The sequence below is a fragment of the Clostridium sp. 1001270J_160509_D11 genome, assembly GCF_015667935.1.
Lineage (GTDB): Bacteria > Bacillota > Clostridia > Peptostreptococcales > Peptostreptococcaceae > Intestinibacter.
Genome location: NZ_JADPET010000056.1, coordinates 1 through 16,827 on the forward strand (window position 1 = coordinate 1; position 16,827 = coordinate 16,827).

17 protein-coding genes, 1 riboswitch and 1 other annotated feature are annotated in these 16,827 nt (G+C 27.6%); of the genes, 11 read left to right on the plus strand and 6 right to left on the minus strand.

Annotation, left to right across the window (positions count from 1 at the left end):
• Positions 1-177 precede the first annotated feature (177 nt).
• A riboswitch (TPP riboswitch) is annotated at positions 178-271 on the plus strand.
• Positions 272-510: 239 nt separating this feature from the next.
• From thiD to I4U58_RS06970, 6 genes are all read left to right on the plus strand, one after another.
• Positions 511-1,314 carry a bifunctional hydroxymethylpyrimidine kinase/phosphomethylpyrimidine kinase gene (gene thiD / locus I4U58_RS06945; protein ID WP_195930346.1) on the plus strand — a complete coding sequence of 268 codons (804 nt, stop codon included), beginning with the start codon at positions 511-513 and terminating at the stop codon, positions 1,312-1,314.
• Between the two features lie 69 nt (positions 1,315-1,383).
• The gene (gene thiM / locus I4U58_RS06950) at positions 1,384-2,166 is read left to right on the plus strand and encodes a hydroxyethylthiazole kinase (RefSeq protein ID WP_195930348.1); all 783 of its coding nucleotides are present in this window, start codon (positions 1,384-1,386) and stop codon (positions 2,164-2,166) included.
• Positions 2,167-2,234: 68 nt separating this feature from the next.
• Positions 2,235-2,897, plus strand: a complete 663-nt coding sequence (gene tenA / locus I4U58_RS06955) for a thiaminase II (protein ID WP_195930350.1) — start codon at positions 2,235-2,237, stop codon at positions 2,895-2,897.
• 10 nt (positions 2,898-2,907) lie between these two features.
• Complete coding sequence (thiT, locus tag I4U58_RS06960) at positions 2,908-3,522, plus strand: energy-coupled thiamine transporter ThiT (protein ID WP_195930352.1); 615 nt, start codon at positions 2,908-2,910, stop codon at positions 3,520-3,522.
• A gap of 92 nt (positions 3,523-3,614) precedes the next feature.
• Positions 3,615-4,241 (plus strand): thiamine phosphate synthase, encoded by a 627-nt coding sequence (gene thiE / locus I4U58_RS06965; protein WP_195930354.1) that lies wholly within the window; start codon positions 3,615-3,617, stop codon positions 4,239-4,241.
• Positions 4,242-4,484: 243 nt separating this feature from the next.
• Positions 4,485-5,195 carry a hypothetical protein gene (locus I4U58_RS06970; RefSeq protein ID WP_195930356.1) on the plus strand — a complete coding sequence of 237 codons (711 nt, stop codon included), beginning with the start codon at positions 4,485-4,487 and terminating at the stop codon, positions 5,193-5,195.
• Positions 5,196-5,444: 249 nt separating this feature from the next.
• Here the strand turns inward: I4U58_RS06970 and I4U58_RS06975 are convergent, their stop codons facing one another.
• Positions 5,445-5,930: a hypothetical protein gene (locus tag I4U58_RS06975; RefSeq protein ID WP_195930358.1), complete on the minus strand. Its 486-nt coding sequence runs from the start codon at positions 5,928-5,930 to the stop codon at positions 5,445-5,447.
• Positions 5,931-6,258: 328 nt separating this feature from the next.
• On the opposite strand from I4U58_RS06975, the gene I4U58_RS06980 reads away from it, so the two are divergent.
• The 3 genes from I4U58_RS06980 (at position 6,259) to I4U58_RS06990 (ending at position 7,904) form a co-directional block, all read left to right on the plus strand.
• Entirely contained in the window at positions 6,259-7,008 is a 750-nt protein-coding gene (locus tag I4U58_RS06980; RefSeq protein ID WP_195930360.1) for a carboxymuconolactone decarboxylase family protein, read from the plus strand.
• Positions 7,009-7,087: 79 nt separating this feature from the next.
• Entirely contained in the window at positions 7,088-7,609 is a 522-nt protein-coding gene (locus tag I4U58_RS06985) for a flavodoxin (protein ID WP_195930362.1), read from the plus strand.
• Positions 7,610-7,757: 148 nt separating this feature from the next.
• Complete coding sequence (locus I4U58_RS06990; protein WP_195930364.1) at positions 7,758-7,904, plus strand: hypothetical protein; 147 nt, start codon at positions 7,758-7,760, stop codon at positions 7,902-7,904.
• A gap of 91 nt (positions 7,905-7,995) precedes the next feature.
• Here the strand turns inward: I4U58_RS06990 and I4U58_RS06995 are convergent, their stop codons facing one another.
• Entirely contained in the window at positions 7,996-8,217 is a 222-nt protein-coding gene (locus tag I4U58_RS06995; RefSeq protein WP_195930366.1) for a hypothetical protein, read from the minus strand.
• Positions 8,218-8,384: 167 nt separating this feature from the next.
• Here I4U58_RS06995 and I4U58_RS07000 point away from each other — a divergent pair, with 167 nt between their 5' ends.
• The gene (locus I4U58_RS07000; protein ID WP_195930368.1) at positions 8,385-9,500 is read left to right on the plus strand and encodes a DUF3810 domain-containing protein; all 1,116 of its coding nucleotides are present in this window, start codon (positions 8,385-8,387) and stop codon (positions 9,498-9,500) included.
• A gap of 129 nt (positions 9,501-9,629) precedes the next feature.
• Positions 9,630-11,504, plus strand: a complete 1,875-nt coding sequence (locus I4U58_RS07005) for a tetratricopeptide repeat protein (RefSeq protein ID WP_207743843.1) — start codon at positions 9,630-9,632, stop codon at positions 11,502-11,504.
• A 38-nt stretch (positions 11,505-11,542) separates the two neighbouring features.
• On the opposite strand, the gene I4U58_RS07010 is transcribed toward I4U58_RS07005, so the two are convergent.
• From I4U58_RS07010 to thrC, 4 genes are all read right to left on the minus strand, one after another.
• Positions 11,543-12,478 carry a magnesium transporter CorA family protein gene (locus I4U58_RS07010; RefSeq protein WP_195930372.1) on the minus strand — a complete coding sequence of 312 codons (936 nt, stop codon included), beginning with the start codon at positions 12,476-12,478 and terminating at the stop codon, positions 11,543-11,545.
• A gap of 281 nt (positions 12,479-12,759) precedes the next feature.
• A complete protein-coding gene (locus I4U58_RS07015; protein ID WP_195930374.1) occupies positions 12,760-13,710 on the minus strand; it encodes a DMT family transporter in 951 nt (316 codons plus the stop codon).
• 146 nt (positions 13,711-13,856) lie between these two features.
• A complete protein-coding gene (gene thrB / locus I4U58_RS07020) occupies positions 13,857-14,750 on the minus strand; it encodes a homoserine kinase (RefSeq protein WP_195930376.1) in 894 nt (297 codons plus the stop codon).
• An 8-nt stretch (positions 14,751-14,758) separates the two neighbouring features.
• Positions 14,759-16,240, minus strand: coding sequence for a threonine synthase (gene thrC / locus I4U58_RS07025; RefSeq protein WP_195930378.1), 1,482 nt, complete (start codon positions 16,238-16,240; stop codon positions 14,759-14,761).
• Positions 16,241-16,475: 235 nt separating this feature from the next.
• Positions 16,476-16,705: a binding site (T-box leader), on the minus strand.
• Between the last annotated feature and the right edge of the window lie 122 nt (positions 16,706-16,827).

Consider the following 16,827-nt stretch of genomic DNA (forward strand, 5'->3'; position numbering starts at 1 on the left):
AGAAAATCCAAGTGATTTTATAGAAAATTTAAAAAAAGAAGGCTTTATAATTTTAGATTATAGCAAAGATATATAGCTAATTTTAATTTTAAAACAAATATATATTTTTATATATCTAAAAAATTTTATTGACAAATAAAAAAATAAATACTAATCTAGTATTAGATACAACAAAAATATAAGTGCTAGGGGAGCCATGTGCTGAGAAGTTTTACTGACCCTCAAACCTGATCTGGATAATGCCAGCGTAGGAAAGCATACGGAAAAAGTTATTTATTTAGAATTTATTTAGATATACTCAATTTTAGTATATTTAAAAATTATAATTAAAAAATAGAAAGTATGCTGTACCTATCGGTACAGCTTTTTTTATTTTCAGGAAATTATACATTATTTGGTTTTTAGATGATTTATAATTTCCAACTTATTAATTTAAGCAAGGCAATCTACGATTCGTTGGCGCCATGAACGTAGTGAATTTTTTTATGAAATTTAGTTAGGAGGTAGGATATGAGAAATTATAAAATTCCAACACTTACAATAGCTGGATCTGACTGTTCAGGAGGAGCTGGGATTCAAGCTGATTTAAAGACATTTAGTGCTATTGGGACTTATGGAATGAGTGTTATAACCGCTATAACAGCTCAAAATACAGAAGGTGTGTTTGATGTAGAAGAGCTTTCAAAGGATATAATAAAGGGACAATTAAAGGCTGTATTTGAAGATATTTATCCAAAAGGTGTAAAAATTGGTATGGTGTCAAGCCCTGAGATTATTTTGGAAATAGCTGAAAATTTAAAAAAATATAATCCAGAAATTGTAGTAGTAGACCCTGTTATGATATCTAAAAGTGGATACTCACTTTTAAGACCAGAAGCTAAAGAAAATCTAATTAAATACTTAATACCTATGGCGTATTTAGTTACTCCAAATGTTCCAGAAGCAGAAGAAATTACTGGAATAAAGATAGAAAATGTTGAAGATATGAAAAAAGCGGGTAAAGAAATATTAAACCTAGGACCTAAATATGTGCTTATGAAGGGTGGACATTTAGATGGTGATGCTGTAGATATTCTTATGGGTGAAAACTTATTTGAAGTATTTTCATCAGAGAGAATAAATAAAAAAAATACACATGGAACAGGTTGCACATTATCTTCTGCAATAACTTCACACATAGCGCTTGGATATGATGTAGTTGAAGCTGTTAGACTTAGTAAGATATACATAACAGAAGCTATAAGACATAGTTTTGATATAGGTCATGGAGTAGGACCTGTAAATCACTTTTATAAATTTGAAAAAGTAGATTAATTGAATTTATAAAAAGTTTTATAGTATTTAAAAAATAATATAACTAAATAAAAATAGGGGAGATTTAAAATGTATAAATTAATAGATAAAGTAAAAGAATTAAATCCATTAGTATTACATTACACAAATAATGTAACGATAACAGATTGTGCAAATATGACTTTAGCAATAGGAGCTAGTCCTTTAATGAGCTTTTCATATGAAGAAGTAGAAGATATGGTTTCAATTGCAAGTGCTGTTGTTATAAATATAGGAACTATGAATTCATCATACTTAGATTTATTTATAAAAGCAGGAAAAGCAGCAAACAAATACAATAAGCCAGTAGTTTTAGATCCAGTTGGTGTTTTTGCAAGCAAAGCTAGAGGTAAGCTTACTAATAAATTATTAAACGAAGTAAACTTCACTGTAGTTCGCGGAAATATATCAGAAATTAAATTTATAGGTGGACTTGACGTTGCTGGAAAAGGTGTAGACTCATTTGATGATGGTTCTGATGCATCAGAAATTGTAAAATCAGTAGCTAAAAAATTAAACTGCACAGTAGTAGCATCTGGTATAACAGATTTAGTAAGTGATGGTGAAAAAGTATATAAAATATTTAACGGAACTTATAAACTTAAAAAAATAACAGGAACAGGTTGTATGTCTTCAAGTTTAATTGCTAGTTTCTTGCCTTGTACTGATAAGCCTATAGAAGCTGCATTTATGGGTACTTTAGCTATGAGTTTAAGTGGAGAACTAGCAGATGTTACAAATCCTGGTGTTGGAACTTTCAAAACTTATTTATTCGACAATATAGATTCATTAGACGTAAATACTTTTGAAAAATATGCAAAAGTAGAATTATAAAAACTTAAAATACAAGATATTTCAAAAATACAGATATATTTAAGTTGTTTAGTTTTGAGGAGAAAGATATGTTATTTACAGATTATTTATATGAAAGCAGTAAAGAAATATGGGATAAATATTTAGAGCATCCTTTTTTAGTAGAACTTGGTGAAGGGACATTAGATAAAGAGAAATTTAGAAAATATCTAATTCAAGATTACCTATATCTAATAGAATACGCAAAAGTATACGCTATGGCCTGTGTGAAAAGCAGAAATATGAAAGAGCTTAAAAAGTTTTACAGTGGTATTGGAGGAAGTATCGAGACAGAAACAGCAAACCACATAATGTATTTAAAAGACTTTGGTGAAAATATAGAAAATATGGAATTTAAGTATAAATTAAATATGACAAATGAAAGTTATACAAGCTATATGAAATCTATATCAGTAACAGGAACTATAGAAGAAATAGTAGCAGCTGTGCTTCCATGTACATGGAGTTATAATTATATAGGCTTAAAATTGAAAGAAAAATACAAAGATAAATTAGAAGGAAACTTTTTTGAAAGTTGGATAGAAACTTATGCAAGCGACGAATATGTTGGTTTTAAAAATGAATGGTTAGATTTCACAAATGAGCTTTGTGAAAATCTACCACAAGATACAAAGGAAAAATTAAAAGACATATTTTTAAGAGCAAGTAAATACGAATTAGAATTTTGGAATATGGCTTACAAAGGAGAGTAAAGGAGACATTATGAACGCAAATTATATATATGTAGCGCTTTGTTTTATACCACTAGTTTTATATTTAATAAAACTTAGAAACTTTAAATTAAATGTTAAGAAAATGGTAGTTATCGCGATGTTTTCAGGATTATCATTTATACTTAGCAAAATAGTATTTATACAATACCCACAAGGCGGAAGTATTAACTTATTATCATCACTACCAATACTTTTAATAGGTCTTATATATGGACCAGTTGAAGGTATGACAACAGGTCTTATAACAGGTGTTTTAGGATTATTTGGAGGATATATAATTCACCCAGTACAATTATTCTTAGATTTTATAATACCACCTATGATTTTAGGTCTTAGCGGAATGTTTGGATCTAACTCAAGAGTAAAAGTATTCTTTGGGTGCTTAATCGTGGTATTTTTAAAATGCTGTGTACACGTAGTATCAGGAGTTGTGTTCTTTGCATCATATGCAGAACAATTTAATATGGGACCATGGTTATATTCAATAGTATATAACTTCTCTTGTGCAGGTGTAGAAGGCTTTTTAAGTTTAATAGTAGCGACTATATTACCGCTTGAAAAAATTAAAAGAGAGGCAAATAAAGGTCATAAAGCAAGTGCATAAGAAAATATTAATTAAAAAATATAGTACAAATTAAAAAATAGAAATTTATACAATAAGAAATAAATTAGTTGTAAGTTTAATCGGAGGGAAGTATGAAGGAAAATTTAAGAGATGACTTAAAAATGTATTTGATAACTGATTCAGATATATTAAAAGGTCGTGATTTTTATAAATGTATAGAAGATGGGCTAAAAGCTGGGGTTACTATGCTTCAACTTCGTGAAAAAAACGCAGACGGCGGCGAATTTTTAGAAAAAGCACTTAAATTAAGAGAGCTTACTAAAAAATACAACGCAAAATTTATAATAGACGACAGAATAGATATAGCACTACTTTGTGATGCAGACGGAGTACACGTTGGACAAAGCGATATAGATGCTAAAAGTGCTAGAAAACTAATAGGGGAAGATAAAATCCTAGGCGTATCAGCAAGAACTATTGAGGAAGCAAAACGTGCAAAAGAAGACGGAGCAGATTACATTGGAATAGGAGCAATGTTTAGCACAAGCACAAAATTAGATGCAAAGAGCGTATCTTTTGAAACATTAAAAGAAATAAAAGACAATGTCGATATCCCATTTGTATTAATCGGTGGAATTAATTTAGGCAATGTGGAAAAGTTAAAGCAATTTAACCCAGATGGATATGCGATAATATCTGCAATATTAAAAGAAGAAGATATATATGCAGAAGTCAAAAAATGGCTTGATGTAATTTAATATTTAAATTTTGAAAATACCGTAGACCAAATTTATAAGATGGTTTGCGGTATTTTTTTAATTAAATATAATATATAGTATTTTAGATACTGTAATTTTAAAAAATTTGTAAAAATTCGTAATCAAAAAAGGAATTTTTATATGTAATGTAAAATTAATAAGATATATAGAAAAGTATTTAGATGGCATTAAAAGTTTGTATTTCATAAAATATAGAAAAAACTTTTAAAAGGAGGGGGTTGTATGAACGTAAATGAATATAATAACCTTTTAAATAAATACATTAAATTATTATTTGAGAAAAATAAATTGATAATGAGAGATGCGCCTTATACAGAATCAAAATTTTTATTTCATTTTGGGGACTTGATGATAGAAGAATTAAAACATAATAAAAATATAAAAGAACTTAGAATAAAACAAAATATTTATGAAAATTACTTTGGTTTAAAAAGGGAAAAAGAAATAAAAAATATACAACAAGAAATAGATAGACAAACTGGAATTTTATCTAAACAAATTTGTGAATTAGAAGTAAAATGTGAAAAATCAAAAGAAGTACTGAGTCTTAGAGAAAAAAATAAAGGTAAAAAAGACTTGCTAGATTCATTATTTTTAGATGTGATATCTATTATGCATCCATCGATATACAGTCTAAAAAGCAATAATTTATGGGAGAGAGCTAAAAATGCTTATCTAAATTACGATGATATAACTCTTATGTTGCTTAAAAACTTAAAAGTCAGTAAGAGAAAAGATTTAAACATAGCTGACTTAAAAAACGATATATTTTTACTACAAAATGAGATAATATGCATGAAAAGAAGATATCCTTATTATTTAGAAAACAACCTTTTAAGTAGTGAATGGGTAGAATCATATAATAAAGAGATAAATACAAGAATAAAAAAATTACAAGTTGAAGAAAAACAAATTTTTGAAAAGCTTGTTTAAATTACATGAAAGCGTTTTATGTTAAAGAGGGCATCCTAAGTAATTTATAAAGTAGAGCGTTATCAAGGACGCTAAAAAGGTTACAAAGACATATTAAAAGTTGATTTCTGAATTAAAAAGGAATAAACATCATACAGAGTTTCTTTCAGAGAAAGAAATAATTATAAATAAACCCTATACATATAGGCACTTTTTCTAGTGTCTTGTGTATAGGGTTTATTTATTATAAATTGGTTATAATCAATTTAATTATTTTCTATATGCAACTTTTATTATGCATAGGTATCCTGCTATACCACCGCATATAGCACATATAGTTCCTTTGAATATCATCATTTGCATAACTGTAAGTGGAGCTATGTTAAATAAGAATACTATTATTGATGATAATATTATTGTTAAAGCACAAGTAACAAGTCCTATTATTATAGAGAACACAAATAAGTGATTTGGAAGATATTTTTCAAATTTGTGTACACCTTCTTGTGAGCTAAATTTACCTTTTTCTAAATCTTTAGCAGTTAAAGGCATAACTATAAGTGCTAAAAGGAATCCTAATAAGAATGTAGTAAATGTAAGGTCTTTTATTATATCAGCACTACCAAACATAGCGTCTGGATGAGATTTCTCCATAAGATAGAATATTCCTGCATTTATTAAACCATTTATAATACCATATCCGATAGTACATTTTGATAAAAGATAACTTTTAAAATTGTTTTCTGTATTTGACATGACTTTCTCCTTTTGAATTTCTTTTTTTTTTATTTTTCCTAATTTATAAAATAATATTACTTTAAATTAAACTTTTAAAATCTTTTGTTGACATGAAGTTAACTCTAAGTGCTACACTGTAAATAAGTGATTTATTTTACATTAAAAATTGATATTATGGATCCTTGTAATAAAAATTTCTTGTAAAATAATTAGAATTAATTCAGAGCATAAATGCTATTATAGCACAATGAATTAGAATTTGTTTTTTGAAAAAATTGGATGAGTTCAATTCCCATAAATGGAATAATAATTTAAATTAGGTATAAAATATTAAGTAAGCATAATTATGGAAATATCGGATTTTGCAAAGGAGTATAATGATAAAATGTTTCCAGGGTATAAATCAAAACTATATGATACAGACCCAGAATTTTTAGAGTTATTTGATAATTTTACTTTTGATGAGGTTACAAATCAAAATGACTTAGACGACCATACTAAGTTTATGGCTATATTAGCTACACTTCTAGGCTGTGGGGGAATTGATGAGTTTAAGATGATGCTTCCAGCAGCTTATAATTTTGAGGTTAGTCCTGTAGAGATAAAAGAAATTGTATATCAGTCGGTTGCGTATTTAGGAATCGGTAGAGTGCGCCCATTTTTAGATGCAGTAAATGAATTTTTAACTAAAAAAGGTATAAAATTACCATTAGAAGGACAAGCTACAACAAATAGGGAAAATAGAGTAGAAAAAGGAAATGAAGCTCAAGTAGCTATATTCGGGGAAAATATGAGAAACTTCCAAAATATTGGAGATGAAGATACTCGCCATATAAATAAATGGCTAGCAGGTAATTGTTTTGGGGATTACTATACAAGAAATGGACTTAACTTAAAACAAAGAGAGATGATAACTATGTGCTTTCTTCTAGCTCAAGGAGGATGCGAAATGCAACTTAAATCTCATATCCAAGGAAATCTAAATATAGGAAATGATAAAGACTTCTTAATAAAAGTAGTATCACAATGTATGCCGTTTATAGGATATCCTAGAACATTAAATGCACTTAATATAATAAAAGAAGTTGCAAAATAATAAAAAAAGGTATACATTTACTATATATACTAAATGTATACAGTATAGTTTATAATTAAAATTTATAGGAGATGTTAATATGGCAAATATTTTAACAGTATACTACTCTAAAAAAGGTGAAAACTATTTTGATGGAAAAATAAAAAGTATATCAAAGGGAAACACAGAAATAATAGCAGAAATGATTCAAAAAAATGTTGGAGGAGATATATTCGAAATAGACAGAGCTATACCATACCCAAATAACTATAAAGAATGTGTCAAAGAGTCTGTAAAAGAAATGAAAGAAAATGCAAGACCAAAGTTAAAAGAGTATCTAGATAATTTAGATAAGTACGATACAATATTTGTAGGTTATCCAAGTTGGTGTGGAACTATGCCTATGGTTTTATTTAGTTTCTTAGAAAATTACAATTTAGAATCCAAAACAATAATTCCTTTTTGCACAAATGAAGGCAGTGGAATGGGAAGTAGTGAAGCAGACCTTAGAAGAATTTGTAAAGGAGCTAAAGTATTAGATGGCTTATCTATAAAAGGATCTGAAGCCTCAAAATCTGAAGAAATAGTGAGCAAATGGGCAAAACAAAGAGCTTCATTATAATTAAATAAAATAAAAACTTATAAATTGTAATAAAAATTTAGGAATTTGTTAATTTTATTTAAATCTAAGTACATAAATTTTCTGTATTATACTTTTAAGAGTTATGTTAATATAATGTATAAAGACTTATTTGTATGGAGGGAAAGATATGACTATAGATTTACTATTTAGAATAGCGCTTTTAATTGTAGTAGCGGGAATAGCGATAAAATTATTGAAGTTTGTATCAGGAGTAGTATTTAAAGTAGCACTAGTAATGGTGGTTGTACTATTCTTTATTCAACTTATAAAATAAAGGTCTTGTTACAGTTGAAAGTATCGATATATAATTTAAAAAGGTGTAGTTTTATAGAAATATAATTTCTGTAAAGCTACACCTTTTAAACTTATCTTAAATCAATATAAGCATCTATTTGAGGAATAAATATCATATTATCTTTTATATGTGTATTTCCAAATTCTTTTAATTCACTTCCGGCTTCATCTTTAGTTATTTTATATCTAACTGTATTGTCGTCTTTTATTTCACAGTGAAAATACATCCCTTCGTATTGTTTAAATCTAAAGTTGTACTTGTCTCTTGTCAGTTTTATTTTTATGTTGTTCATATATTCACCTACTGTATTTTATTATAATTATTAGTATATATTTATAGTATTCTAATATATACAAATTTTATTATACCTTATAATAACACGAAGTTTTTAACTTATCTATAGAATAAATTAAAACTTTCGTGCTATTATTATTTTAAAAGTTAAAAATGGAGGGAAAAATGAAGAAATTTAGGATAAGCGCGTATATACTCTTTATTATATCGCTTTTTATAAAGTATATATCGTCAAAGTACAGCTATTTAGTAGAAAATTACTATTCTAAAAAACTAGACATATATATAGTGAAATTTTTGAGCAAGATAAATTCTACATTTGATTTTTCGTATTTTGAGATACTTATATATATTTTTGTACTTTCGATATTAATTTCTATAATCTATTTGGCAATTAAGCTATTTAAAGATAAAAAATCGTTTTTTAATAGTTTGAAAAATATACTTTTAAATTATTTGGCGTTTATATGTCTTATGTATTTTTTATTTATAGTATTATGGGGAATTAATTACAATAGAGTAGGATTAGAAGAAAGTATAAAAACAGAATATAAATCTAGTGTAAATAAAAATGATATATCTAATATTGCATTTGACAAAAATGATTTAGAAGAATTATACGGTTATTTGATTGAAAAATGTAATGAAAGTAAAAAAATAGTGAATAATTCTAATAATGAATTAAATCAAGATATTAAAAGTATTAAAAATATGATTTCTAATTTACAAAGTGCATATGATAATGTAGAGCTTTTAAATCTAAATAAGCAAGGAAATTACTCAAAAGCTAAGATAATATTAAATTCAAACTTACTTTCATATACTAGTATAACGGGTATTTATTCACCATTTACAGGTGAAGCTAATATAAATATAAATCAGCCATTAACTAGTATGCCATTTACTATATTACATGAAATGGCACACCAAAGAGGGTATGCAAATGAAAGTGAAGCCAATTTTTTAGCTTATATAGCTTGTATAAATAACGAAGAGCCATATGTAAATTATTCGGGATATTTTATGGCGTTAAAATACACCGCTTCTGCACTTAGCAAAGTAGATTACGATAAATTTAAATCTATGACAGAAAAAATAGATAAAGATGTTAGATACGACTTAATAAGTTATTCATCATTTTGGGAAAAATACGAAGGTAAAGTGAACAAAGTATCAGAGAATATGAACAATGTCTATCTAAAGTCAAATAGAGTAAAAGAAGGAACTCAAAGCTATGGAAAAGTAGTAGATTTATTGCTTTTATATTACTATTTATATTGAAATAATTACATTTTTATTAAATTTTGGGTTTTGGAAATAAATAAAATATATTTTAGTATATAATATTTTATAGTATGAGTGTGTTATTATAATTATAAAATAGAAGTAAAATAGGAGAATGAAGTGAAAATGAATAAATTTTCAATGAAGAAAAAGGGTAAAGAAGTACCTACAGAAGCAGTCATAGCTTATAGCAAAGCTAATATGTTTGAGAAGATAGGGAAAAAAGATCAAGCTATACAATCTTACATAATCGCTGGAAATCAAAATCACGTAAAAGCACAATATAGATTAGGGGAGCTTTATTTAGAAAGAAAACAATATGTTGAAGCTGAAAAGTGGTTTTCTTTATCATATAAAAACGGAAAAGAAGACTCTGCTTTTGATTTGGGAAATATGTACTACAATATTGAGGGATATGAGTATGCACTTTATTGGTATGAAAAACAGGCTTTAAATGGAGATTTAAGATGCCAAAACAATTTAGGAATTGTCCACTTTAAACTTAGAGATTTTCATAATGCAGAAAAGTGGTTAAAAACTGCTGCACATGGAAATGATGGAGTGGCGTGTTTTAATATAGGGAATTTATATATGGCACTAGAAAGAGAAGAAGATGCTATAGAATATTATAAAAAAGGTCATATATTAGGTAATAACGAATGTAAATACAATTTAGCTATCTTATATATGCAAAAGAACCTGGAAAAAGAAGCAGTTAGCTTATATAAACAGCTTTATAAAAGTGGATATGAAAAAGGATGTTACAATTTAGGTTTATATATGGAAGCTAACGGAAACATCGACGACGCAATAAGATATTATAAAAAAAGTGCAGACAAAGGCCATGTTGAGTCACAGTATAGACTGGCGTATTTATATGATGAAAAAGATCTATATGAAGATGCTATAGATTACTATAAAGAAGCGATAGACTCTAATCACAGTATGGCTAAGTTGAGACTGGGGAATTTATATAATAGAAAAAACACAATTGAAAGTGCAAAATTGTATTATGATTTAGCGTCTAATGATTCATTAGTAGAAGCTAAAAATAATTTTGCTGGACTTTATTTTGAAGAAAAAAATTATGAAAAAGCTATAAAATACTATGAAGAAGCAATAATGGATGGTTGTAAAGTAGCTGTAGAGAACTTGGGAGATTTATATTATCAGACAAAAGATTATCAACAGGCTATATCATATTATTTGAGAAATTCAAATTCTGTAACTTGTCAAAAGAAATTAGCTGATATATATGTAGAAGCTGAAAATCTAGATGAGGCTATTTTATGGTATAAAAAAGCAGCAAACAATAACGATAAAGAATCTAGTTATAAAGTAGGTCTTATATACGAAGATTTAAATAATTTAGAAGAAGCTAAAAAATACTATCTAATGGCTACTGATGAAAATCATCTAAATGCCAAATTACATCTTGGAAGAATATATTACGAAGAAGGAAACTTAGAAGAATCTAAAAAGATGTTAGATGTATGTGCAAATGAAAAAAATGCATATGCAGAGCATATGGTTGGATTAATATACGAAAATTATTATAACGACCATACAAATGCTAAGTATTGGTATGAAAGATCAAAAAATCAAGGTCTAGTAGAATCTATATTTAACTTAGGTCAGATAAGTCTTAAATTAGAAGATGATGAAGTGGCTAAAAAATACTTCAAGCAAGGTGTAGAACTTGGAAATAGGGACTCTGAATATATGTTAGCTGGTCTTTATCTTAAAAAAGGCAGAACTATGTATAAAGAATTAGCAGATGAAGGTCTGTTTAACAGCAAGGATATATACGACAGTATACCAGAGTTTAAATTAAACACAGATAGCTTCTTAGTTCCTAAATTTGTCGAATTTATAGAGACTAAAAGTGAAGAAGAGGAATATATTCCAAATTATATATTAGATATACAAGAAGATTTGAGCAATAAATATGAAAAGAGAATAGACAAGATGCTAGTCGAAAATAGACTAGGATATAAATAGTAAAAAAGGAGCGTTTTCGCTCCTTTTAATATATATAATTACAGTAATTTATTTTTTGATAATAATATCGTAAGAATTAAGCATATTACAGTCGTAATTAAAAGTATAATCCAAAATCCATAAGGGTCGGTTTCAAACGGAAGATTTGCAACATTCATTCCAAAGAATCCAGATACGATTGTTGGAATAGAAAAAATAAATGTAACGACTGTTAAAAACTGCATTACGTTATTTTGGTTATTGTTTATAATTGCGCTAAATGCATCCATGATTCTACTTAAGATATCTCCATATATAGTAGCCATTTCAACTGCCTGTTTGTTTTCGATTATTACATCTTCAAGTAGATCTTCATCTTCTGGATATTTTTTAATAGCTGAAGTTCTAAGCAGTTTTTGAAGAACTAATTCGATAGACTTTAGCGATGTTGAAAAGTAAATTAAAGATTTTTCTAATTCTAGAAGTTGTAGAAGTTCTTTATTCTTCATAGAATTATGGATTTCACGTTCTATTTCTATAGTTAATTTGTTTATTCTTCTTAGATATAATAAATAATATGTCGCATTTTTATATAAAATTTGAAGAATAAATCGTGTCTTTTTAAATGTGAAAAACTCCTTAATATGTCCAACTATAAAGTCATTTAAAAGTCTACTTTGAGCAGTACATACTGTCAAAATACATTCATCCATTAAAATAATACCTAAGGGAATTGTAGAATAGTGAGCTGAAGAAGAGTCACTTTCATCTATAGGTATATCAATAAGAATTAATGTATGATTGTCCTCAACTTCGATTCTTGAACGTTCTTCTTCGTCAAGGGCCGCATTAATACTATCTATATCTAAATCTAAAATATTAGATAATTCGCTTATTTCTTCATTAGTAGGTTCGACTAAATTCACCCAACATCCGTCTTCGTATGAATTTAGCTTTTCCAGTTTGCCTTCAATAGTTTTATAATATCTTATCACGATAACACTTCCTTATTCAGTTATATATTTAGTGCACTTATATATCTATAAATGACTAAAATTTATAATAAAATAAGTAGTCATTTATAGGTAGACAAGTGAAAAATTAATTGACGATATACTCAAGGGACTAGCGTCCATTTTCATCACTCTCCTATAAATCTAATTTTGATATTTTTCTACCTTAAAATAGGATAACCTGTTTAAGAAAATAAATCAAGTTAATTTTGATATAAAGCCTTCCTTATAATGTATAAAATTATAATTTTAAAGTAATTACTTTAAGTATTTTTTGGCTTTGGCTTATTTACAATATAAATTCCAAAGCAAACTAAGATAAGTGCAGATATATTTTTAAGATTAAAGACATCTTCTGATAAAATAAGTGCAGATAGTATAGTCCCAAAAATCGGTGTTAAAAAATTAAAAATAGACACTTTACTTACAGGGTTATATTTAAAAAGTGTAGTCCAAAGGCTAAATGCTATTGATGATAAAAGCGCAAGATATAAAAATAACATAAAAGCAGAAGTAGATGTGACCTGAAGTTTTCCACCTCCAATAAGTCCAAATACTATAAGTATAAATCCTCCTATAAGAAGTTGATAACCAGTAACTATCATAGGATTAGATTCTATTTTGGTAGCTTCTTTGCTTATTATTGAGCCGATTGCAAAGGCAAGCGCCGAAATAATTAAGCAACCTTCACCTAAAAAGCTACTTTGGCTATTTACATCTCCACTTAGATTGACTATTATAATTCCTAAAAATCCTACAATACAACCAAGGGTTTTTCTAAAAGTAAGTTTGTCGTCTTTGTAGAAAAAGTGGGCTAATATAACCATCATAAAAGTAGATGTAGGGTTTAGTATAGCTCCTTTAAATCCAGACGCATACGAAAGCCCTATATAAAAGAATATATATTCTAATGTAGTTTGGATAAAGCCTAAAATAACAACTGATTTTATAGCTTCTTTTTTTAATTTTGGAAATTTCTTTTGAATACAAGCTGTTATTAATAAAACTATTATTCCCGCTAAGAAAAATCTCCAACCTGCAAATAATATTTTTGAAAAAATATCGTCTACAGAAATATTAAATAATTCGTATCCAAGTTTTACACAGGGAAAGGCACTTCCCCATAAAGCAGTACAAAAGATACAACATATAATTATGTTTATATTCTTTTGAAAAAAGTTTTTGTTTTGGTCAGTGTTTAGTATTTTTTCCATAAATCCTCCTCAAAATTTCCTAAATAAAAGCCTTCCAAAATAGGAAAGCTTTTATTAAACACATTTTATAAATAATATAATTATATATATGATGAGTATATATATTTATATTATAATGCAAAATTATAAATTTTAAAATTTCTAAATTAAACTTCTCTACAATAAGCCCCATTAGGGTCGCAGTGTAAGTCTAGTATTTGCCATTTATCTTTTAAAGTAGATAAATAAGAATTCATTTGATCTAGTATTTTATCGTCGCTATCTTTAGCTATAGTCATAATAGTTGGTCCAGCGCCACTTAAAAATGTACCAAGTGAATCTAATTTATTTGCATATTTAACGATATCGTCGTAATTATTTATTAAATGGCTTCTATAATCTTGATGGAATTTATCTTTGCATGCAACTTTGACTAAGTCTAAGTTGTTTTTAGTAAATGCAGCGATTAAAAGTGCACATCTAGATACATTAAATACACCGTCTTTATGTGGTATTTGTTTTGGAAGTACAGCTCTTGCTTTTTCTGTTGAAAGCTCAAAATCAGGAACCATAGCCAAAAATCTTATTCCTTTTGGAACTTCTATTGATTCATGATATAAATTATTATCTTCCATAAATGCTATTATCATATTTCCATATATAGCAGGAGCGACGTTATCTGGATGACCTTCAAGCTCTATAGCTAATTTAAGTATTTCATCTTTTCCTAAATTAGCTTCTGATAGGACATTTGCAGCCATAAGACCTGCAACTATACAAGTTGAGCTGCTTCCAAGACCTCTACATATTGGAATATTGTTTTCAAATGTTATTTTTATACCTTTTGGTATTTTTTTAGGTTTAACTTTGTCGTAAAAGAAAAGCATAGTTTTATAAACTAAGTTGTCTTCGTTTGCAAACTCTTCTTCACATCCTTCAAAGAATAGCCCACTTTCTAATTCTTCAAAAGTAAATTTGTTAAATAAATCTAAACATAGTCCAAGGCAGTCGTATCCTGGACCTATGTTTGCGCTTGTAGCTGGTACATAAACTTCTAACATATAATCACCTATTTCCCTAAAAATTTTAATATCTCAGATTTAAGCTCATCTTTTTCACAAGTAGTATTGTGTTTTATTTCTAAGCTTTTTAGCTCTTTTATCGGTCCAGGTATTTGAGTGTGGCTCAAATCTGATAATTTATTTATTATATCAAAATCATCTAAATTACTATCTACATCAGATAGTGAACTAAGCACGTCTTTACTGAATTTATAAGGACTTGCTGTACTTACTATTACAGTTTTTGAAGAGTCATTTGTTTCTTTTATGTATTTTTCATAACAAGAATACGCAACAGCAGTGTGTGTATCTATTAAATATTTATATTTATCAAAGACATCTTTTATAGTTTTATCTACAGTATCTTCTAAAGCGTATTCTCCATAGAAAGAAGATAAGTTTGCTTTCATATTCTCATCTATTTTATAAACTCCTTTAGTATTTAAATCGTTTATTAATTTATTTACTTTTTTAGAATCTCTATCTGATATTTCAAATAATAATCTCTCTAAATTACTAGAGATAAGTATATCCATAGATGGAGAAGTTGTTAATATAAGATCTCTGTTTTTATCGTAAACACCCGTTTTGAAAAAATCATAAAGAACGTTGTTGTCGTTTGATGCACAGATAAATTTATTTACAGGAAGACCCATTTGTTTTGCATAATAACAAGCTAGTATATTTCCAAAGTTTCCTGTTGGGACTACAAAGTTTATCTTTTCTCCTAAAGTTATTTCATTTTCTTTTACAAGTTGTAAATATGAATAGAAGTAGTATACAACTTGTGGAGTTAGACGTCCTATATTTATTGAGTTTGCTGATGATAATATATATCCCTTTTGTCTTAAGTCATCATTAAACTCTTTATCTGAAAATATGTTTTTTACGCCAGTTTGTGCGTCGTCGAAGTTTCCGTTTATTCCGACTACACAAGTATTTTTCCCTTTTGTAGTTTTCATTTGAAGTTTTTGTATAGAGCTAACTCCGTTTTCTGGGAAAAATACTACGATTTTTATTTTATCTACATCGCTAAAGCCTTCAAGAGCAGCTTTTCCAGTATCTCCAGAAGTTGCAGTAAGAATAACTACTTCTTCTTGTAAGTTATTTTTTTTAATTGCAGTTTTTAAAAGATAAGGCATTATAGTAAGTGCCATATCTTTAAATGCACATGTAGGCCCGTGATATAATTCTAATACGTAGTTTTCTCCTACTTTACTTATTGGTGCTATTTTTTCTGTATCAAATTTTTCGTCATAAGCGCTTTCGATACAGTATCTCAACTCTTTTTCAGAATAATCAGTTAAAAATTCTTTTAAAATAACATAAGCAAGTTCTTTATAATCTAAATCTACTAGTTTTTTTAATTCACCACTTAGATCTTTAAAGCTAGAAGGTACATAAAGTCCTTTGTCGCTTGATAACCCTTTTATTATCGCCTGAGATGCTGTTATTTTTTCGTTATTACCCCTTGTACTTAAAAAATACATTATTTTACCCCCTGTGTATTTCTTTATAATAAGAAAATCTATATTTTAATATATAATCTAGATTTTCTTATTATAGACAATAAATATAATTTTTTTATAACACATAGGAAATTATATTCCTTTAAAATTGTGGATAATTATAATTTCCGTACATGTGTTTCAAAGAAATCTACCTTATGAAAGGTATTTAGAATAAAGATTTCTTTATGCTTATTAAAAAACTCCCGTCCCTAAAAATAGGGACGAGAGTATAATTCCCGCGGTTCCACCCAAATTGATTTAATATAAATCCACTTGAACTTGTAACGTAAGCTAAACGTCAAATCTTACTAAAATCTATAAAGATAACTTCGGATAGAAGCTCATAGGTAGTCTTCAATTTCTCAAGTTAAGGAAATCTTTCAGCCTATGAATTTCCCTCTCTGATAACCGCACTAAATTTACTTTCCTAATCATTGCATTTTTAATATTTATTATGTATAAGATTTTAAAATATTAACTAAGTAAAGTCAAGAAAAAATTCATTAGTATATGACCCATCTACTTATATGACTGCAACTAAAGGTGTATTTGCATGTGGGGATTGT

Bases quoted from the DNA above. Each gene is read 5' to 3' on its own strand.
- I4U58_RS06985 (WP_195930362.1), top strand. From the start codon at position 7,088: ATGGCAAATATTTTAACAGTATACTACTCTAAAAAAGGTGAAAACTAT.
- I4U58_RS06995 (WP_195930366.1), bottom strand. From the start codon at position 8,217: ATGAACAACATAAAAATAAAACTGACAAGAGACAAGTACAACTTTAGA.
- I4U58_RS06980 (WP_195930360.1), top strand. From the start codon at position 6,259: ATGGAAATATCGGATTTTGCAAAGGAGTATAATGATAAAATGTTTCCA.
- thrB (WP_195930376.1), bottom strand. From the start codon at position 14,750: ATGTTAGAAGTTTATGTACCAGCTACAAGCGCAAACATAGGTCCAGGA.
- thiD (WP_195930346.1), top strand. From the start codon at position 511: ATGAGAAATTATAAAATTCCAACACTTACAATAGCTGGATCTGACTGT.
- I4U58_RS07015 (WP_195930374.1), bottom strand. From the start codon at position 13,710: ATGGAAAAAATACTAAACACTGACCAAAACAAAAACTTTTTTCAAAAG.
- thiM (WP_195930348.1), top strand. From the start codon at position 1,384: ATGTATAAATTAATAGATAAAGTAAAAGAATTAAATCCATTAGTATTA.
- I4U58_RS06970 (WP_195930356.1), top strand. From the start codon at position 4,485: ATGAACGTAAATGAATATAATAACCTTTTAAATAAATACATTAAATTA.
- I4U58_RS06990 (WP_195930364.1), top strand. From the start codon at position 7,758: ATGACTATAGATTTACTATTTAGAATAGCGCTTTTAATTGTAGTAGCG.
- thiT (WP_195930352.1), top strand. From the start codon at position 2,908: ATGAACGCAAATTATATATATGTAGCGCTTTGTTTTATACCACTAGTT.
- thrC (WP_195930378.1), bottom strand. From the start codon at position 16,240: ATGTATTTTTTAAGTACAAGGGGTAATAACGAAAAAATAACAGCATCT.
- I4U58_RS07005 (WP_207743843.1), top strand. From the start codon at position 9,630: ATGAATAAATTTTCAATGAAGAAAAAGGGTAAAGAAGTACCTACAGAA.
- I4U58_RS07000 (WP_195930368.1), top strand. From the start codon at position 8,385: ATGAAGAAATTTAGGATAAGCGCGTATATACTCTTTATTATATCGCTT.
- I4U58_RS06975 (WP_195930358.1), bottom strand. From the start codon at position 5,930: ATGTCAAATACAGAAAACAATTTTAAAAGTTATCTTTTATCAAAATGT.
- tenA (WP_195930350.1), top strand. From the start codon at position 2,235: ATGTTATTTACAGATTATTTATATGAAAGCAGTAAAGAAATATGGGAT.
- thiE (WP_195930354.1), top strand. From the start codon at position 3,615: ATGAAGGAAAATTTAAGAGATGACTTAAAAATGTATTTGATAACTGAT.